Origin of the sequence: Sodalis sp. RH20 (assembly GCF_047324205.1) — a bacterium.
Classification (GTDB): domain Bacteria; phylum Pseudomonadota; class Gammaproteobacteria; order Enterobacterales; family Enterobacteriaceae; genus Acerihabitans.
Window position 1 is genome coordinate 4,815,419 of record NZ_CP178733.1, and the last position, 16,992, is coordinate 4,832,410.

At 60.2% G+C, this 16,992-nt stretch carries 16 protein-coding genes; 7 read left to right on the forward strand and 9 right to left on the reverse strand.

Going from position 1 to position 16,992, the window contains the following annotated elements; translation table 11 throughout:
* The first annotated feature begins 4 nt into the window (after window positions 1-4).
* Together ACL2XM_RS21965 and tldD are read left to right on the forward strand one after the other, a co-directional pair.
* Window positions 5-1,354 (forward strand): TldD/PmbA family protein, encoded by a 1,350-nt coding sequence (locus ACL2XM_RS21965; RefSeq protein WP_413731600.1) that lies wholly within the window; start codon window positions 5-7, stop codon window positions 1,352-1,354.
* A 17-nt stretch (window positions 1,355-1,371) separates the two neighbouring features.
* Entirely contained in the window at window positions 1,372-2,829 is a 1,458-nt protein-coding gene (gene tldD, locus ACL2XM_RS21970; protein ID WP_413731602.1) for a metalloprotease TldD, read from the forward strand.
* A gap of 160 nt (window positions 2,830-2,989) precedes the next feature.
* Here tldD and ACL2XM_RS21975 read toward each other — a convergent pair whose 3' ends face one another.
* Genes ACL2XM_RS21975 through ACL2XM_RS21990 form a run of 4 tightly spaced genes read right to left on the reverse strand, consistent with a single transcriptional unit; the run spans window position 2,990 to window position 6,609 of the window.
* A complete protein-coding gene (locus ACL2XM_RS21975) occupies window positions 2,990-3,769 on the reverse strand; it encodes a heme ABC transporter ATP-binding protein (RefSeq protein ID WP_413731603.1) in 780 nt (259 codons plus the stop codon).
* Window positions 3,762-4,763 carry a FecCD family ABC transporter permease gene (locus tag ACL2XM_RS21980; protein WP_410016678.1) on the reverse strand — a complete coding sequence of 334 codons (1,002 nt, stop codon included), beginning with the start codon at window positions 4,761-4,763 and terminating at the stop codon, window positions 3,762-3,764. The genes ACL2XM_RS21975 and ACL2XM_RS21980 overlap by 8 nt, the downstream gene beginning before the upstream one ends.
* Window positions 4,763-5,578 (reverse strand): heme/hemin ABC transporter substrate-binding protein, encoded by an 816-nt coding sequence (locus ACL2XM_RS21985; protein ID WP_413731605.1) that lies wholly within the window; start codon window positions 5,576-5,578, stop codon window positions 4,763-4,765. The genes ACL2XM_RS21980 and ACL2XM_RS21985 overlap by 1 nt, the downstream gene beginning before the upstream one ends.
* Entirely contained in the window at window positions 5,575-6,609 is a 1,035-nt protein-coding gene (locus ACL2XM_RS21990; protein WP_413721731.1) for a hemin-degrading factor, read from the reverse strand. The genes ACL2XM_RS21985 and ACL2XM_RS21990 overlap by 4 nt, the downstream gene beginning before the upstream one ends.
* 470 nt (window positions 6,610-7,079) lie before the next feature.
* Between ACL2XM_RS21990 and ACL2XM_RS21995 the strand changes: the two genes are divergently transcribed.
* On the forward strand, window positions 7,080-9,473 hold the full coding sequence (locus ACL2XM_RS21995; protein WP_413731606.1) for a TonB-dependent receptor domain-containing protein: 2,394 nt from the start codon (window positions 7,080-7,082) through the stop codon (window positions 9,471-9,473).
* A gap of 117 nt (window positions 9,474-9,590) precedes the next feature.
* Here ACL2XM_RS21995 and ACL2XM_RS22000 read toward each other — a convergent pair whose 3' ends face one another.
* Window positions 9,591-9,803 (reverse strand): DUF378 domain-containing protein, encoded by a 213-nt coding sequence (locus ACL2XM_RS22000; RefSeq protein WP_413731608.1) that lies wholly within the window; start codon window positions 9,801-9,803, stop codon window positions 9,591-9,593.
* 212 nt (window positions 9,804-10,015) lie between these two features.
* On the reverse strand, window positions 10,016-10,909 hold the full coding sequence (locus tag ACL2XM_RS22005) for a LysR family transcriptional regulator (RefSeq protein ID WP_410012904.1): 894 nt from the start codon (window positions 10,907-10,909) through the stop codon (window positions 10,016-10,018).
* An 85-nt stretch (window positions 10,910-10,994) separates the two neighbouring features.
* Here ACL2XM_RS22005 and ACL2XM_RS22010 point away from each other — a divergent pair, with 85 nt between their 5' ends.
* Entirely contained in the window at window positions 10,995-11,807 is an 813-nt protein-coding gene (locus ACL2XM_RS22010; protein WP_413731610.1) for an NAD(P)H-dependent oxidoreductase, read from the forward strand.
* A gap of 18 nt (window positions 11,808-11,825) precedes the next feature.
* Here the strand turns inward: ACL2XM_RS22010 and ACL2XM_RS22015 are convergent, their stop codons facing one another.
* Window positions 11,826-12,728 (reverse strand): LysR family transcriptional regulator, encoded by a 903-nt coding sequence (locus tag ACL2XM_RS22015; RefSeq protein WP_413727468.1) that lies wholly within the window; start codon window positions 12,726-12,728, stop codon window positions 11,826-11,828.
* Between the two features lie 135 nt (window positions 12,729-12,863).
* On the opposite strand from ACL2XM_RS22015, the gene ACL2XM_RS22020 reads away from it, so the two are divergent.
* Entirely contained in the window at window positions 12,864-14,057 is a 1,194-nt protein-coding gene (locus tag ACL2XM_RS22020; RefSeq protein ID WP_413731611.1) for an MFS transporter, read from the forward strand.
* A 57-nt stretch (window positions 14,058-14,114) separates the two neighbouring features.
* Here the strand turns inward: ACL2XM_RS22020 and ACL2XM_RS22025 are convergent, their stop codons facing one another.
* Window positions 14,115-14,765 carry an NUDIX hydrolase gene (locus ACL2XM_RS22025; protein WP_413731612.1) on the reverse strand — a complete coding sequence of 217 codons (651 nt, stop codon included), beginning with the start codon at window positions 14,763-14,765 and terminating at the stop codon, window positions 14,115-14,117.
* Window positions 14,766-14,827: 62 nt separating this feature from the next.
* The gene (locus tag ACL2XM_RS22030; RefSeq protein ID WP_410012909.1) at window positions 14,828-15,742 is read right to left on the reverse strand and encodes a LysR family transcriptional regulator; all 915 of its coding nucleotides are present in this window, start codon (window positions 15,740-15,742) and stop codon (window positions 14,828-14,830) included.
* Between the two features lie 102 nt (window positions 15,743-15,844).
* On the opposite strand from ACL2XM_RS22030, the gene ACL2XM_RS22035 reads away from it, so the two are divergent.
* Together ACL2XM_RS22035 and ACL2XM_RS22040 are read left to right on the forward strand one after the other, a co-directional pair.
* Complete coding sequence (locus tag ACL2XM_RS22035) at window positions 15,845-16,300, forward strand: ester cyclase (protein WP_410012910.1); 456 nt, start codon at window positions 15,845-15,847, stop codon at window positions 16,298-16,300.
* A gap of 162 nt (window positions 16,301-16,462) precedes the next feature.
* Window positions 16,463-16,987 (forward strand): GNAT family N-acetyltransferase, encoded by a 525-nt coding sequence (locus ACL2XM_RS22040; RefSeq protein WP_413721724.1) that lies wholly within the window; start codon window positions 16,463-16,465, stop codon window positions 16,985-16,987.
* Window positions 16,988-16,992 lie beyond the last annotated feature (5 nt).

Here is a 16,992-nt window from a genome sequence, read left to right on the forward strand (position 1 = left end):
ATCCATGCCGAATACTTTTGCGCACAACCAGCAGCAATTGGCTGAACTGGCCGATAGCGTCATAGCGCAGGCTGTCCGGGAAGGCGCATCCGATGCGCAGGTGATATTTTCCGAAAGCAACGGCTTGCTGATTGAAATGCGCCAGGGCCGGCTGCGGGCGCGCACCCGCGATGCGCAGTCCAGCATGTCGCTCACCGTCTATCGCGGACAGCATCAGGGCACCACCGGCTCCACCGATTTTTCACCCGCGCGCCTGCGCGAAACGGTGCAGGCGGCATGTCGTATCGCCGGTTATACCGGCGAGGATGAATTTACCGGCCTGCCACCGGAGCAGTTGTTATGTCGGGAGCCGCGACAGCTCGATTTATGGCATCCCTGGGATCTGGACGAGCCCGGTGCGCAAGCGCTGGCTCATCGTATCGAGTCCGGTATTTCATCAGCGGGCAAGGGCGCGATGAGTGACGGTGTTTGGGTACGTTCCGGTCAGTCCCATTGGTTTTTGATGAACAGCCGTGGTTTCGCCCAGGGCCAGCGGCAAACCGACCATGTGATGAGCGCCAAGGCGCTGGCCAAAAATCAGGGCCACAGCCAACTGGATTTCTGTAATTCCCATTCCCATCTTGCTTCGATGATGATGACGCCGGAAGCTATTGGGCGCCGGGCCGCGAGCGGTGCGCTGGCCGCCCTGGATAGCGCGCCGCTGGCCGGTAGTCGACGCTGTCCGGTGTTGTTCGATCCCCTTTGCGCCCTCACGCTGCTTGATCATTTGGTGCAGGCCGCCGGCGGCGCGGCGTTGTATCGCCGTAACAGTTTTCTCGCCGGACGGCTTGGCCAGGCGATCTTTAGCGGGCATATCACCGTTGAGGAAAATCCCTTTATCCCGCAGGGGCTCGCCAGCCGGGCGTTCGATAGCGACGGTATCGGCGGTGCGGTGCGGCGGGTGGTGGACGACGGACACCTTACAGGCTTTTTTCTGTCGGCCTATGCGGCGCGGCGCCTCGGAATGACGCCCACCGGCAACGGTTGGGGACCGGGCAATTTGACGCTGCGCAGCAGCCTGACCCAGCCTGGCGATGACTTTGCCGCCATGGTGAAAAAACTGCATACAGGTCTTCTGATTACCGGATTTAGCGGCGGCGGAGCGCGTTTGATAACCGGTGATTACTCCCGCAGCCTGCGTGGCTTTTGGGTCGAGGGCGGTGAAATCCGCCATGCCGTTGACGGAGTGACCGTGGCGGGCAACCTGGCGGATATATTCCGGGGTATTGCCGCTGTCGGCACCGATAATTTCACCCAGGGCGCCTTTACCAGCGGTTCCGTGTTAATCAACAGCCTGCAGGTGGCAGGACGCTAAGCCAGAGGAATTTTATCATGATTGAAACAGTAGCCACCTCCCATCTGGCGCCGGCTAAACAGCAGTTGCTGGAATCGCATGGCATATCCGATGGGCACCTACAGGAGGTGATGGATCAGGTGCTGTCGCACCGGGTGGATTACGCCGATCTTTTTGTCCAGAGTCTGAGGCGTGAAAGCTGGGCCATGGAGAACGGCGTGGTGAATTTCGGCTCTTTTGACGTCGATCAGGGCTTCGGCCTGCGTGCGGTCGAACATGACCAGACCGCGTTCGCTTATTCTCAGCATATTGATCTTAAGCATTTGCGAGAGGCCGCCCGCTCGGTAAAAAGCATCGCGGTGCCGGGCCGGCTCTCTTTGCCAGCGCCTGCGGCTTACCCCCCGGCACGGCTGCGTTTTATCGACGATGACCCGCTGCTGGCGTGCGACGCGGCGCAGAAAATCGGCTTGCTGCAAAAAATTAACCGCATGACCAGGGCTCTCGATCCGCGGGTCGTCCAGGTTACCGCCAGCCTGGAATTAACCCATTCTGTCAATTATATTCTGCGTCATGATTTCCATCAGGCAGCGGATATCAGGCCGATGCTGGTGTTGCATGTCGGCGTGGTGGTCGAGCAGCGCGGCAATAAGGAATCGGCCGGTACCGGCATAGGCGGGCGCGGGGATTTCGGCATGTTCAATGACGTCGCGCTGCAGGTCTCATTGCGCGCTATGGTTGAAAAGGCATTGATTAACCTGGAGGCGGTAGCGGCACCATCCGGCAGCATGCCGGTGGTGATAGCAGCCGGCTGGCCCGGCATGTTGCTGCATGAAGCCATGGGGCACGGCTTTGAGGGCGATTTTAACCGATTGGGTACCTCGGTTTATTCCGGGCGCATCGGCGAACGGGTGGCGCAGCCGGGGGTCAATATCGTCGACGATGGCACGGTGGCGGGACGACGCGGGTCGCTGAATGTGGACGACGAGGGACAGCCGACACAGTGCACGTCCCTTATCGAAGATGGCGTCTTACAAGGCTATATGCACGACAATCTTAGCGCGCGCCTGATGAAGCTGCCGCCCACAGGCAACGGCCGCCGCCAGTCCTATGCGCATTTGCCGATGCCGCGCATGACCAATACCTTTATGCGCAGCGGGCAATATGATCCCGGTGAGATTATCGCCTCGGTCAAACGCGGATTATATCTGGCTGATTTGGGCAGCGGGCAGGTGGATATCGTCAGCGGGCAATACAGTTTCCAGACCGCCCTGGCGTACCTGATTGAGGATGGCAAAATCACCGCGCCGGTCAAGGGCGCCACCCTGACCGGTAATGGCCCGGAAACCCTGCAACAAATCAGCATGGTCGGCAACGACCTGGCGCTGGATCGCGGCACCGCCGTGTGCGGCAAGGCGGGGCAAAACGTGCCGGTATGCGTGGGACAGCCGACGCTTAAGGTGGATAACCTGGTGGTGGGCGGCACCCGCCAGGGCTGACGATAGGCGACGGCTATAATGTCCAGACTAACGCTCCGGCATCGCGGCTGGTCGCCACAGCTTTCATAACGCAGCGTTTGCAGGAGAAAATATCGTAGAGGACAGGGCGCAGCATCTGTGCGCGAGTCATGACTGGTCACAGATGCCAGAGCGTTCTTATTTACCGTTTCAGCGAAACCTGCGGCACCCCATACTCCGCATGGGGCCGCACCACCAGATCCGCCTGATACCACCGCGTTAGCCGCGCTTCGGTCAGGACATCGCCCGGCGCGCCGCTTGCCGCCAGCCTGCCTTCATGCAACAGCAAAATCCGATCGGACCACAGCGCCGCCAGGTTCAGATCGTGCAGTACGCAGCAGACCGTCAGGCGGCCGGTCTGCGTAAGCCGGCGCAGCAGGCGCAGGATATGCTGCTGATGATATAAGTCCAGCGCGGAGGTGGGTTCATCCAGAAACAGCCAGCCGGCCGGGCCGTCGTCCTGCCACAGCTGCGCCAAGGTGCGGGCCAGCTGCACCCGCTGCTGCTCGCCGCCGGACAGACGACGGAAATCGCGCCCCGCCAGGGCATCGCAGCCGGTAAACGCCATGATTTCCGCCACGCGGTCGCGGTTTGGCTGCGTTGGCCAGGGCGCGCGGCCCATGGCCACCACTTCGGCCACGGTAAACGGAAAGGAGAGACTGCTTTGCTGGCGCATGACCGCCCGCTGCCGTGCCAGTTCCTGCGCCGGCCATTGGCGCAGGGGGCGGCCCAGCAGGCGGCATTCCCCAACGCCTGGCGTCAGGTAACCGGTCAACAGGCGCAGCAGGGTGGATTTTCCGGCGCCGTTGGGGCCTATCAGCGCAACCAGCTCGCCGGGGGCCAGCGATAACGAGATATCCTCTAATAACGTCCGGTTGGATACGCGATAGCCCACGCCTTCGGCGGTTAAGCCCTTATTCATTTTCGCCTCCGCGCCGGCGCAGGATAAGCCACAAAAACCAGGGGCCGCCCAGCAGGCTGGTGAGCAATCCCACCGGCATTTCCGCCGGCGCCACCGCCGTGCGGGCGAGGGTATCGGCCAGCAGCAGCAGGGCGGCGCCGGCCAGTGTGGCGCCCGGCAACAGCCAGCGATGGTCGGCCCCCAGGCACATGCGCACCAGATGCGGGATTACCAGGCCGATAAAGCCGATAATGCCGCTGACCGCCACCGACGCCGCCACCAGCAGCGCGCTGAGCATCAGCAACAGCCGCTGGGTGCGTTTCACGTCCACGCCAAGATAATGAGCTTCCTCGTCGCCCAGTTGCAGCAGGTTTAACCGCGCCGCCTGACGCTGCACCAGCAGGGCGGCGGGCAGCACCAGGGAGGCGCAGGCCAGTACCGTCGGCCATTGCGCCTGCCCCAGGCTGCCCATGCCCCATAACGACAACTGCCGCAGCTGCCGGTCGTCGCTTATCCAGGACAAGACGCCGATGGCCGCGCCGCACAGGGTGTTAATGGCAATGCCCAGCAGCAGCAGGCGCGACAAAGAGCGATGACCGGGACGTCCGAGGGAAAAAATAATAAGCGTCACCGCCAGGCTGCCGATAAAAGCCGCCAGCATGGGAGAATAAAGCGCCAGCAGCGGCGGCAGCGTCACGGACAGGACCACCGACAGGGCCACCGCCAGCGCCGCGCCGCTGCTGATGCCCAGCAGGCCCGGGTCGGCCAGCGGATTGCGGAATAGCCCCTGCATCACGCCGCCGGACAGCGCCAGCGCCGCGCCGATGATCACCGCCAGCAGGATGCGCGGTAGCCGGATATGCCACCAGATATGCCAGAGCGCCGCGTCAAAAGGCCGGCGCCAGAGGCTAACCAGCGACAAATGCATCGCGCCGACATTTACCGCCAGCGCCGCCATGGCCAGCAGCACCAGTGCCAGCAACAGTAAAAACCGTCCCGGTCGGGCTTGGCGCATCATGGCAGCGTTTCAGCGGTCTGGCGCAGGCGGGCAATGGCCGCCGGCGTTTCAAGGCCGAACCCCAGCAGCGCCATATCGTCCAGAACCAGCAGCCGTCGCGCCTTGCCCGCCGGCGTCAATGCCAGCCCCGGCAGCGCCCAGACCTTCTCCTCGCCGCCCAGGGTTTTTACCCCGTCGGTGGTAATCAGCACCAGATCCGGCGCGCTGCCGATGACGCCTTCCTGCGACAGCGGCTGGTAATGTTTAAATCCCTGCATGGCATTTTGCAGGCCGGCGGCGCGAATGGCCGCATCGGCCGCCGTTTCCTGGCCGGCGGCCATGGTGGTCATGCCGCTATGGTTGAAAATAAACAGGACTTTTACCGGCAGCGGCGTGGCGGGGATGGCCGCCATCTGGCGGCGGATATCCGCGCGCAGCGTCTCGCCCTGCGTTTGCCGGCCCAGCGCCGAGGCGATGCGGGCGATTTTACTGTCGATGACGGCGATATCGGGCGTACCGGGCACCGTAACCACCGTGACGCCGTTATCGGCTACCTGTTGCAGCGCCACCGACGGTTTGGCCTGATCGCTGGCCAATACCATCCCGGGGTGCATGGCCAGGATGCCCTCGGCGTTGAGCATGCGCATATAACCCACGTCGGGCAAGGCGACGGCCGCGGCGGGATGCTGGCTGGTGCTGTCGCGCGCCACCAGCTCGTCGCCCGCGCCGAGGGCATAGATGATTTCCGTTACATCGCCGCCGATGCTGACCACCCGCGTTTGCGCCAGCGCCGCCATCGGCAGGGCCAGCAAAACGATAAGCCATTTTTTCATGCCGGTAGGCCTTTTTGCGTCAGCAGGGCCATTTGTCCGCGCCAGGCGATCTGCTCGGGTTGCCCTTCGCTGCGCTGACCGAACAATTGGGCGATTTGCGTGCCGTCGGCGGCAAACAGTTCCAGGCTGGTGACCATGCCGTCCCGGGTCGGTTTGCGCGTTACCCAGGTTTCGGCAATGGCGTCTTCCACCAGATGCAGCGTAAACCGGCGGTTAAAGATATTGATCCACTTTTCCATCGGCACCACTTTCTCTATGGCGCCGGTAAATATCTGCACGCAGCCGCGGTTACCAACAAACACCATGATTTCGTTGGCATCCGCAAGCGCCGCTTGCAATACCCGGCTCAGCGCCCGGTTATCCACACGTATGGCCAGGTCGTCGCCCACCGCGCGAAACGCCTGCTGCCGGGTAATGTTGTGGCGTTTAAGCAAGGGGAAAAACTGATGCACATCGGTCATGGCGCGCCAGTCCAGTTCGATGCGCCGGTTATCCGGACTGTCGTTGTGCGCCGGTTTATCCGCCGCCGCCGCCAGCGCCAGCGCCGCATTATCTTCACTGACGAAACGCGCGATAAGCTGTTCCCAGGCATGGCGATCGGTTTGCTCCGTGGCATAGATTTTCAGTACCGCGTCGCCCTGATGATCAAAAATCTGCAGGCTTTGGCGCTCGCCGCGCGGACCCGATTCGATAAGTGCAAAGGCGCAGTTCCACTGGCCGACGAACAGGCGCAGATCCAACGCCCGCGGGTTTAAGACCAGGCCGCCGTGCTCGCCGAGACGCAGGTTGTCGTAATGGCCGATCTGTTCATGTACCGCATATTCATTACGGGTAATGGATTTTGTCTCGCCCACGGCGGCTAGCGCCTGCAATAGCGCCGGCATATCGCCGTCCAGGCGCCGCGCGTCATGCCCGACCCTGGCCCAGGCCAGCTCCGCTTCGCTGATATTCAGCAACTGCGCCAATTCCCGGGCATATTTTTTCGGATGCTGCTGTTTTAGCTCAAGGTAATGCTGATAACGCTGGTTCATTCATGGTTCCTTTTTGTGCCGGCGAAAGCGGATGTTAGCGGGATACGGCTGCGAATGGGCCTGCTTAATGGGCGTGTAAATCATTCGCAGTGAAACTGTTGCAAATATAACTTAAAAATGTATAAAGATGATAATGATTTCTGTTATCGTAAAGATTATCGTTATCAATTGTGAATATGCCTTCGGCTCACCACTTTTTATTAGGGATATAACACCACGCCAGCAAGCGTCAACGCCTGAAGCCGTCAGATAACCGTAATTAAAATAATGTTATCGTCAGCGAATAGGAAAGCAAAAACCTGACTTTTATAACGGGTAGCCAGACTAATACTGCTTATTTCCGTAGGGTTTTTACGTCATTAAATGCAGTGCGTTTTAGCAATAATAATAATTGGGATAGCTATTCCCTTACTAATACTCCGGCAATGGTTGAGCATTAACTTATAATTTGACCGCTTTGAGGCTCTATTATGTTCACTGAAAAAAGGCGAAACAGGCCTTTTAACGCCCTTATTTCGGCGATGCTATTTACCCTGCCGGCCTGGCATGCAAGCGCCGTGGAAAACAAAGTGCCGCCGGCCGCTTCGGATAATGACGCCAAGGGGCAGCCGGCAAAAGAACCGGCCGCCGTTGAGGATGTCATGAAGGTCAATGCGCCCCGCCTGGTGAAACAGGCCGGCACCGCTACGCGCATCAGCGCGGAGGATATGCAACGCCACGGCGGCAATGATTTCGGCACCATCATGCGCTACCAGCCGTTAATCAGCGCCACCGGTTCAAGCGCCGGTTCGTCGTCGGGTAAAAGCGGCTTCGATCGCAGCGGTTATACCGGCTATAACATCCGCGGACTGGAAAGCAACCGCGTCGCCATCGACGTGGACGGCATCCCCTTGCCCAACGCCACCGGCCGCGCCTACGCCAGCCGCGCCGGCTTGGGAACCTTCGGCATCGGCCGCGACTATATCGACCCCTATATGTACGGCCAGGTGGATATCGCCTCCGGCGCCACGCCCACCGAGCGCGCCAACACCGCCATCGGCGGCGCGGTATCCTTTCTGCCCAAGTCGCCTGACGATTACCTGAGCTATAAAAAGAACACCTATTTTGGTTATCAAAGCGATTATGATTCGGCCAACCGCGCCTGGCACAACGGCATTACCGCCGCGGCGGGCGATGAGGAGCTGCGGGGCCTGGTGGTGATAAGCCGCCGGGACGGACAGGAGACGCGGACCAATAGCGACAGCGCCGACGCCTTCCCGGCCAACTGGCATTCCACCGCCATCATGACCAGCGGCATCTGGCAACCCAACGAAGAGCATCAGTTCACCGGGACGGCGGAATATTACGATAAGACCAACCATACCCACTTTGATACCTGGAACAGCGCGGGCAGCAGCGTGATCGGCACGTCCCGGCAGCAAAGCGATACCCGCCGCTGGAGCCTGAGCGTGAAGGATCGCTGGACGCCGATTGACCTGGGCTGGGTAGACCAGCTGGATACGCAGCTCTATTACCAGAACGCCGAGGCCCACGACAACACCGACATGCCGCTGACCGCCGCCACGCGCGAGCGGGTGCAGTCGGATTACAATGTCGATACCTGGGGCTTTGATAGCCGTTGGCTGAAAACCGTCGGCATTCATGCGCTGAGCGCCGGCCTTAATGCGCGTCAATCAGAAACGGAGCGGCCGTTCGCGCAATTCCCGGCCCCGAGCATCTATACCGCCATTATGCAGCCCGAGGCCGACAGCCGCACCTACACCCTGGGCGGTTTTGTTCAGGACCGCATCAGCCTTGACCTGGCCGGGCACGGCTTTGCCATTGTGCCCGGGGCGCGGGCGGTCTACCAGAACAGTAAACCCACCAACCTGTCCAGCCTGGCCTCGGGCAGCGCGGTGCTCACTCCGGGCGAGGTGGAATCCCTGTACGGCAAGACCAACAGCGATACCCAGATACTGCCGTCCCTGAGTTTCCTGTACGATCTCACCCCGGCCATGACCACCTACCTGCAATATAAACGCGGCGCGCAATTCCCCGACGCCAGCCAGTTATATGGGTCGTGGAATCTCGGCTCGAGCTATGCCGGCAGCCAGCAATATGCCCTGATTGGCAATAGCGATCTGAAAACGGAGACCAGTAATAACTTTGAATGGGGCCTGAAAGGCGATATTACTCCCGGCGTGACCTTTAACGGCGCGCTGTTCTACAACACCTATAAAAACTTTATTGCCAATACCCGCTATACCCGCAGCGCCAATCCGGGGGAATTTACCCGCGTTCCGGGTAATATTTTTGTCGCTTATAAAGCTGAGAACCGCGACAAAGCCTATATCTACGGCGGAGAATTCAGCAGCAAATTTAATTTCGGCACCTGGTTTGAATCGGTCAATGGCTTAAGCGCCACCGTCGCGTTCGGTTATAATAAGGGCAAGTCCAAATCCAGCTATATGGGCGACGACTATGTCGATTTAGACAGCGTCGCGCCGATGAAAGCCATTGTGGGACTGGCCTGGGACGATCCGGGCCGGCGCTACGGCACCGCCCTTACCTCGACATTCCAGAAGGGGAAAAAGGCCACCGCCACCAACCGCCAAAGCTATACCAATAGCGGTGGCGCATTAACCGACGCCACCACGGACTATATGCGTATTCCCGGTTACGGCCTGGTGGATCTTACCGCCTATTGGCAGGTGGCGAAAAACGTCAAACTCAGCGGCGGCATTTATAACCTGACCGATCGCAAATACTGGGATTATCTGAGCAGCCGCCAGTTAACCAATGTCACCCGGCAGGATTTCGCCAACCAGGCGCTGGCCGTCGAGCCGGGACGCTCGTTCCAAGTGGGGGTCAACGTCGATTTTTAAATCGTGATAATAATATCCCCGGCCCGGAATGGGCGGGGGTATTTATCGGTTTTTCCATCCTGCGCGGCGGGAGAGTCATTATTGTTCCCGTCCCGCCGCGGACGGGAGGCGGTGTTGTTATGCGTGGTGGCAGGCGGTGCGCAGTTTCGGCAACAGCGCGATCGTGTAAATAGCGCATAGCCCCACCAGCGCATAAATAATCCGTGATACGACGGCGGCCTGTCCGCCGAACAGGGCGGCGACAAGATCATATTGAAACAGTCCGACCAGTAGCCAGTTCAATCCGCCAATGATTAACAGGACCAGCACAACAGTGGTTAATATTTTCATCATTCCTCCGCAAAAAAGTAAATACTGTGGCTAATACAAATTTTTATAAATAAACGGCTGGATAGGGTTGGTTCAATAAAATATCTATATTTAATAGATTATATTTACAGTATACATTCTTTAACCATCGCCATAATAACCTTTGCGACAGATCACTTTTCAGCGGGATATAAACCCCCTAAACATCCGGCCGGATGAGACGAGGCCCTTGTTTACACCGACGCCGCGATATGGCCGCGCAGCCATTGATGCGCCGGGTCGTGATGGGCGCGATCGTGCCATAGCATGGCCAGTTCGAATCCTTCGACCTCCACCGGCGGTTCGGTCACCCGCAGCGCGGTGGCGTCGCGCACCAGGCGCGAAGGCAGCATGGCCACCAGATCGGTGCGGGCCAGCACCGCCATCACCAGCAGGAAATGGGGCACTGACAGCACCACCCGGCGCGCCAGCCCCAGATCGGCAAGCGTTTTGTCTGTAATGCCGTAAAATCCCCCGCCGTCCGGCGATACGATCACCTGATCGAGTTCGCAGAACTGCGCCAGGGTCGGCGGTTTTTTCAAGCGCGGATGACCGGCGCGGCCGACCAGTACATAGCGCTCCGCGAACAGCACCCGGCGATGCAGGCCGGGCGGCGATCCTTCGCTGGTATGAAAGGCCAGGTCAATTTCACCCTGTTCCGCTTGCCGGGCGATAAGCGACGGCACCGGCGCGAGCACCGCCAGCCTGCTGCCGGGGGACATCAGGCGTAATCCCGGCAGCGCGGGCAGCAGCGCCGTCGATTCGCTGTAGTCGGAGGCGGCGACGCGCCAGGTATGGCTGGATGTGGCGGGGTCAAAGGGCGCGCCGGGCGACATCGCATGCGAAAGCGCGTCAAGCGCTTGCCGTAACGGCGCGCGCAGCTCCTCGGCCCTTGGCGTGGGGATCATGCCCCTGGGTCCCGGCAGCAGCAGGGGATCGCCAAAGGTTTCCCTTAATTTGGCGAGATGGACGCTGACCGAGGGCTGCGACAGGTTCAGCCGCCGCGCCGCGCGCGTAACGTTATGTTCCGCGAGCAGCACATCCAGCGTCACCAGCAGGTTAAGATCCAGCCGTTGGAGATTAATCATCGCTATACCCGGAATAGAATAAATTAATTTCTACTATACCTGAATACGGCCTATTCTGCCTTTTTGCCATCACCAAGGTCCTGCTATGAATATCCTGATCGTCTATGCCCATCCCGAGCCTCAATCCTTAAACGGCGCGCTGAAAAATTTCGCGGTTACCCATTTAGAACAGGCGGGCCACCGGGTCCAGGTATCGGACCTCTATGCCATGAAGTGGAAAGCCGCGCTTGATGCCAACGATAGCCTGGACGGACCGGCCGGCGCGCGCTTCGATCCCTCGCTGGATTCCAGGCTCGCCTTCGAAAACGGCCGGCAAAGCGCGGATATCGCCCAGGAGCAGGACAAGTTGCGCTGGGCGGATGCGGTGATTTTGCAGTTTCCGCTGTGGTGGTTCTCGATGCCGGCCATCCTGAAGGGCTGGGTGGAGCGCGTTTATGCGTATGGCTTCGCTTACGGTGTGGGAGAACACTCCGACGCGCGCTGGGGCGATCGCTACGGGGAAGGCGCCATGGCGGGAAAACGGGCGATGCTGATCGTGACCACGGGGGGATGGGAGCCGCATTATAGCCCGCGCGGCATCAATGGCCCGATGGAGGATATTTTGTTCCCGATCCAACACGGGATCCTCTATTATCCCGGGTTCGACGTCTTGCCGCCCTTCCTGGTCTATCGCACCGGCCGCATGGACGAGGCGCGGTTTTCGGCTATCAGCGACACGCTCGCGCAACGCCTGGACAACCTGTGGCGCACCCCGCCCCTCTCTTTTCGTCCGCAGAATGCCGGCGAGTATAGTATTCCCGAACTGACGCTGCGGCCTGAGATTGCGCCGGGGCAGTCCGGTTTTGCCGCGCACCGGCGTCCGACCGTGGCGGGTGATTCCGAGCCCGGCGCGGCCTGAGCCTGGCGCATCACAGCGCTATCCGCCGGCAAGGTTCGCGCCGGGCTGGAAACACCCGGCCAGATAATCGATAAAAACCCGGGTCTTTAACGGCAGGTACGGCCCGGAAGGCCATAACAGCCATAACGGCTCCGCCCTGACGGCATACTCATCCAGTACGCTGACCAGGGCGCCCTCATCCAGCGCGGGGCGGACAATATAATCCGGCAGCCATGCCAGCCCCGCGCCGCGCCGGGCAAAGCTCAGCCGTCCCTGAGTGTTATTGCACACCATGGCGACAGGCAGCGGGTTGGCCGATGCCGGATCCACGCCCAGCAATTGCCAGGATTCAAGTTTACCGCTGTGGGGGAAACGGTAATGCAGGCAGGCATGGCGCTGTAAATCATCCGGATGCAGAGGAATGCCGGCCCTGGCAAGATAAGCGGGCGAGGCGACCACTTTTGAACTGAAGACCGCCAGTTTTTTGGCCATCAATTGGGAATCACGGATAGCGCCGCTGCGCACCACCACGTCGAAGCCTTCCGCGATAACATTCACCATGCGATCGGAAAAATCCAGTTCCAGCTCTATCGCCGGCCAGGCCAGGGCAAAGTCGGCCAGGCGTGGCAATACCATGCTTTCATCCGCCAGGCTGACCTTAAGCTTGCCCCGGGGATATTCCTTTATCTGGGTCAGCTCATTTTCCGCGGTTTCAACAGCGCGCAGGATAGTCTGGCTGCTGTCGTAAAAGCGGGCGCCTTCCGCCGTCAGGGCGACGCTGCGGGTGCTTCGGTTCAGCAAACGGACGCTTAAACGCGCCTCCAGCCGGGCGATGCCTTTGCTCACCGCCGAGGGCGACAGGCCGCAAAGACGGGCCGCCTCGACAAAACTGCCCGCTCTGACCACCTGGACAAAAAGTTCCAGGCCGTTTAAAGAGCCCATGCTCCCTCCATTCATGACGTAAATGTCATCTGAGAAGTGAATAGTATCGTATTTTTCTTTAATCCTTTAGCGGTTATGGTTAACGCCATCTGTCGGTCTTTACGCACCTCCCGTTCATTACTGGATATCCAAAAGATGATACGTGCGTTGCTGGTATTGATGTTGGGCGCGTTTGTTTCCCAAACCACCGAGTACCTGCCTATTGGACTGCTGTCGCGCATTGCCGCGGATCTGCGGGTTTCCCACGCCGCGGTCGGCTCGCTGGTGACGGGGTATGCCTGGATCATTACCCTGACGGTAATCCCCCTGACGCTCTCGACCAACCGCATTGATCGCCGGCCGCTATTTTTGGTCCTGCTGGGGATTATTACCCTGTGCAACGGCCTGGCCCTGATAACCCATTCCTGGGGACAGCTGATGGGACTGCGGATCGTGGCGGCATTGGGGCATGGCGTCTTCTGGTCCAGCCTGGCGTCCTACGCGGTCAGAATTGCGCCGAGCATGGCGGCCAGCCGCGCCACCGCCTGGGTGTTCTCGGGGATTTCCCTGGCCATCGTGGCCGGCGTGCCGTTATCAACCGCCCTGGGGCAGGCTTTTGACTGGCAGCAGGGCTTCGCGATCTTCGGCGCGTTCGGGCTGATAATCCTTATCATGGGCTATTTCTGGCTGCCGCCGATGGCCGTGGCGGCGCGCGGCGAGGGCGCGGGGTTTCCCCATCGCAACTGGCCGCTCTACGGGGCCGCTGCGGTAACGCTGTTGATAATTACCGCCCATTTTAACGGCTATACCTATATCACCCCGCTGGTGACCGAGACCCTGGGGATGCGCGGCGCGCGCCTGCCGTTGGCGTTACTGGTCTTCGGCCTGGCGGGTGCCGCGGGTACGCTGCTGGCCGGCTGGCTGGGACCGCGGCCGATGCGCCTGGCGGTGGTTTCCGCCATCGGTATTGTTATCAGCCAACTGCTGATGCTGTGCTTCGCCGGGCTGCCGGGTATTTCCTGGCTGGTGATGGCGCTATGGGGCGCATCCATCGCCATGCTGATTATCGGCCTGCAGAGCTGGGTAATAGTGCTGGCGCCCGGGCAGGCGGAGGCGGCGTCGGCGCTGTACGTGATGACCTTTAATATCGGCATCGGCGCCGGCGCCATGTCGGGCGGAATCTGGATGGATCACTACGGCGCCCAAACATTATTGCTGGCGGGGGCGGGGCTGGGCATTATTGCCGTGGCCAGCTTTCTGCTACCGCCTTATTGGCAGAAGACGGGCCGGAAACCGGCGGGTGAAATATCGCAACGCAAAGCCGGGAATACCGCTGAAAATAGGGAATAATATCCCGCCGGAAGAAATCCGTGGCGATGTTTACCCGCGGATATTCTTCCCCTGGCGCTAATCAAACCAGGTGCTTTTATTGTTTTTTATAATCTCCAGGCTGGTTGCAATTTCTACCGGCACGATGCGGGTTAACGATAACGGCGGCAGGTCGAGGGGGTCGAAAAAATCAACGTCCAGCGAGTCCTCGCTTAAGCGGATTTCACCGCCCAGTTCCCGGCAATGAAATATCAGCTTATAGACATGCCAGGGATAAGGCGGATGGCCATGCTGATTACGGTCCCATACGCCCAGCAAGCGCTCCACGCTGGCGGTAAGGCCGGTTTCTTCCCAGACCTCACGACACACCGCGCCGGACGGGCTATCGCCGACATCGGCCCAGCCGCCGGGCAGGCTCCACAGCCGATCATCGGCCTCTTTCACCAGCAGTATTTTACCCTGGCGCAGAATTACCGCCCTGGTGTCGACCTTTGGCGTGGCATACCCTTCCTGTTGTTTGAACATGTCCAATACCGGCGGCTTATCTAACGCCAATACGTCGGCTGTCAGTTGCGCGGCGATATTCCGTAGCTCCAGGTAACGCTCGATATCATAACGATCTTTGGTATAGGTCAGCCCGGTTTGCGCCAAAGCCTGTAATTTTTGCGCCAGGGCGATGGCCGATAAGGAAGCGGGGTTGTCGTTTTCACTGTTTTTTGCCGTCATCATGTCCTCGCGGGAAAAATAATCGCTGAATTACCGTAACGCCGGTTTGCCCGCCAGGCAAATGGTTATTGCAACGCTAAAGCATGTGACGCGATCAGTTCCCTGAACCAGCGCTGGGCCGGGTGCTGATCGCTTTTCCGGTGCCAGATCAGGTGGAATTCTATCGGCGGCAATACCACCGGCGGCGCAAACAAGGCCAGTTCGTGCCGGACGGGCGAATTCAGCACGACCCGCCGCAGCAGGGTTGCCGTCAATGCGGTCCGCGCCACGACGCCGGGCACCGCGAACATCTGGGGCAGCGTCAGCGCCAGGATACGCTGCCTGCCCATCTGCGCCAGCGCCTGGTCCACCAGGCCGTGCCGGTCGTCCTCCGGGGACGCGAGGACATGGCGCAGGGCCAGGAAGCGTTCCAATGTCATCGCGTCTTCCACCGCCGCGCCGGCGCGGCGGGTAATGGTGACAAACTCGTCCCGCAGGATGGGCCGGGTCATTATCCGGGTCTCCGGACGGGTGGGCATGACCCCGACCGCGACGTCGATAGTGCCCGCGTCCAGCAGATCGACGGCGCTATCCCGGCCGGTAAAGGCGCGCACGTTTAACGACACGCCCGGCGCCTGCTTTTCCAGCGCCGTGACCAGGGCCGCCAGCAGCACAAAGGCCGGATAGTCGGGCACCCCGAGGGTAAAGGCCAGCGACGCCTTCGCCGGCATGAACGCCGGTTTGGCCACCAGGGCCGCTTCTATCTGCCGCAGCGCCTGAGCGATGGGTTGCGCGATATCCCTGGCGCGCGGCGTGGGCAGCAGCCCCTCGGCGCTGCGCAGGAACAACGGATCGCCAAATAACGCGCGCAGACGCGACAGCGCCGCGCTCATCGCCGGCTGGCTTACCCCTACGCGCGCCGCCGCGCGGGTGACGTTCCGCTCGTCCATCAGCGCGTCAAAGGCGGCCAGCAAATTCAGATCGATACCGTGGAAATCCATAAATCAAATACTCATTCATATCTTATATCTGTTGGACAAATAATAGCGGATTCATCAGACTCCAACCTTATATTTCCACTTATCAGAAAGGAACGGCCGCAAATGACATCCTCTACCGCGCTCGCTGAAACAGAACAACTGCGTGTTGAACGGCAAACGGTCGACATGCTCTACCGTGCGTTTAACGACCAGAACCCGGATTTGCTGGATATCGCCGTCACCGCCGACTGGGACGATATTCCCCTGGCGCCCGGCCAGGGTCCCGGCCCCGATGGTCTTAAGCCGATTATCCGCGCCTTTATCGCGGCGATGCCCGACGTCAAAATCACTATCCTCGATGTCATCCAGACGGCCGGGCGCATGGGGGTGCGGGCGGAGATTACCGGCACCCATCTAGGGCCTTTGTTCGGCATTCCGGCGACGGGCAAACAGGTCGGTTTTGCTATCCATGAATTCCACGAATTCGAAGGGGCGCGCATTAAGAGGACCTGGCATCTCGAGGACTGGTTCGGTTTGTTTCAGCAGTTGGGCCGGTTTCCCACGCCTGAACAGCCGTAAGTCAGGCGACAATGCGCAAAACCGCGCGCCTGCGCTGATGTGACCGCCTAGGGGGCGTCATACCGGGTGGGCGCGCCGTCATGACGGCCTCTGCTTATTGACGGGCCGGTGATAATGCGGCTTTAATAAGCACTGGGAAATGGCCAGAAAGCAGAGGAAAACATGGAGCTATCCATCGCAGGGGCACAAGAACTGGACGGCGTGGCGGAACTGGTTAACCAGGCCTACAGAGGCCTCTCGGCGCCGGATTGGACCACTGAAGTCGGGCTGATCGACGGGCCGCGCACCAGCCGGCGCGACCTGGCCGACATGATAGAGAATGGCGCGTCGATCATTCTTCTGGCGGTGGAGCCCGCTCGCGGCGAATTATGCGGGTGCGTGGCGCTCACGCCCTTGGATCAAGGCGAATGGTATCTCTCGATGCTGGCCGTAAGCCCGCATGCGCAAAGCGCCGGTCTCGGCAAAAGCATCATGGCGGGCGCGGAGAAATTTGCCCGCGACGCGGGTGCCGGGAGCCTCAAGATTTCCGTTATCAATGTGCGGGATAAGCTGATTGCGTGGTACGAACGGCGCGGTTTTGCCAAAACCGGTGATACGGAGCCCTTTCCCTATAATGATCCCAACGTGGGCGTGCCTTTACGCGACGATCTGGCGCTTATCACGCTGACTAAATCATTGGCTGTTTAAGGTCC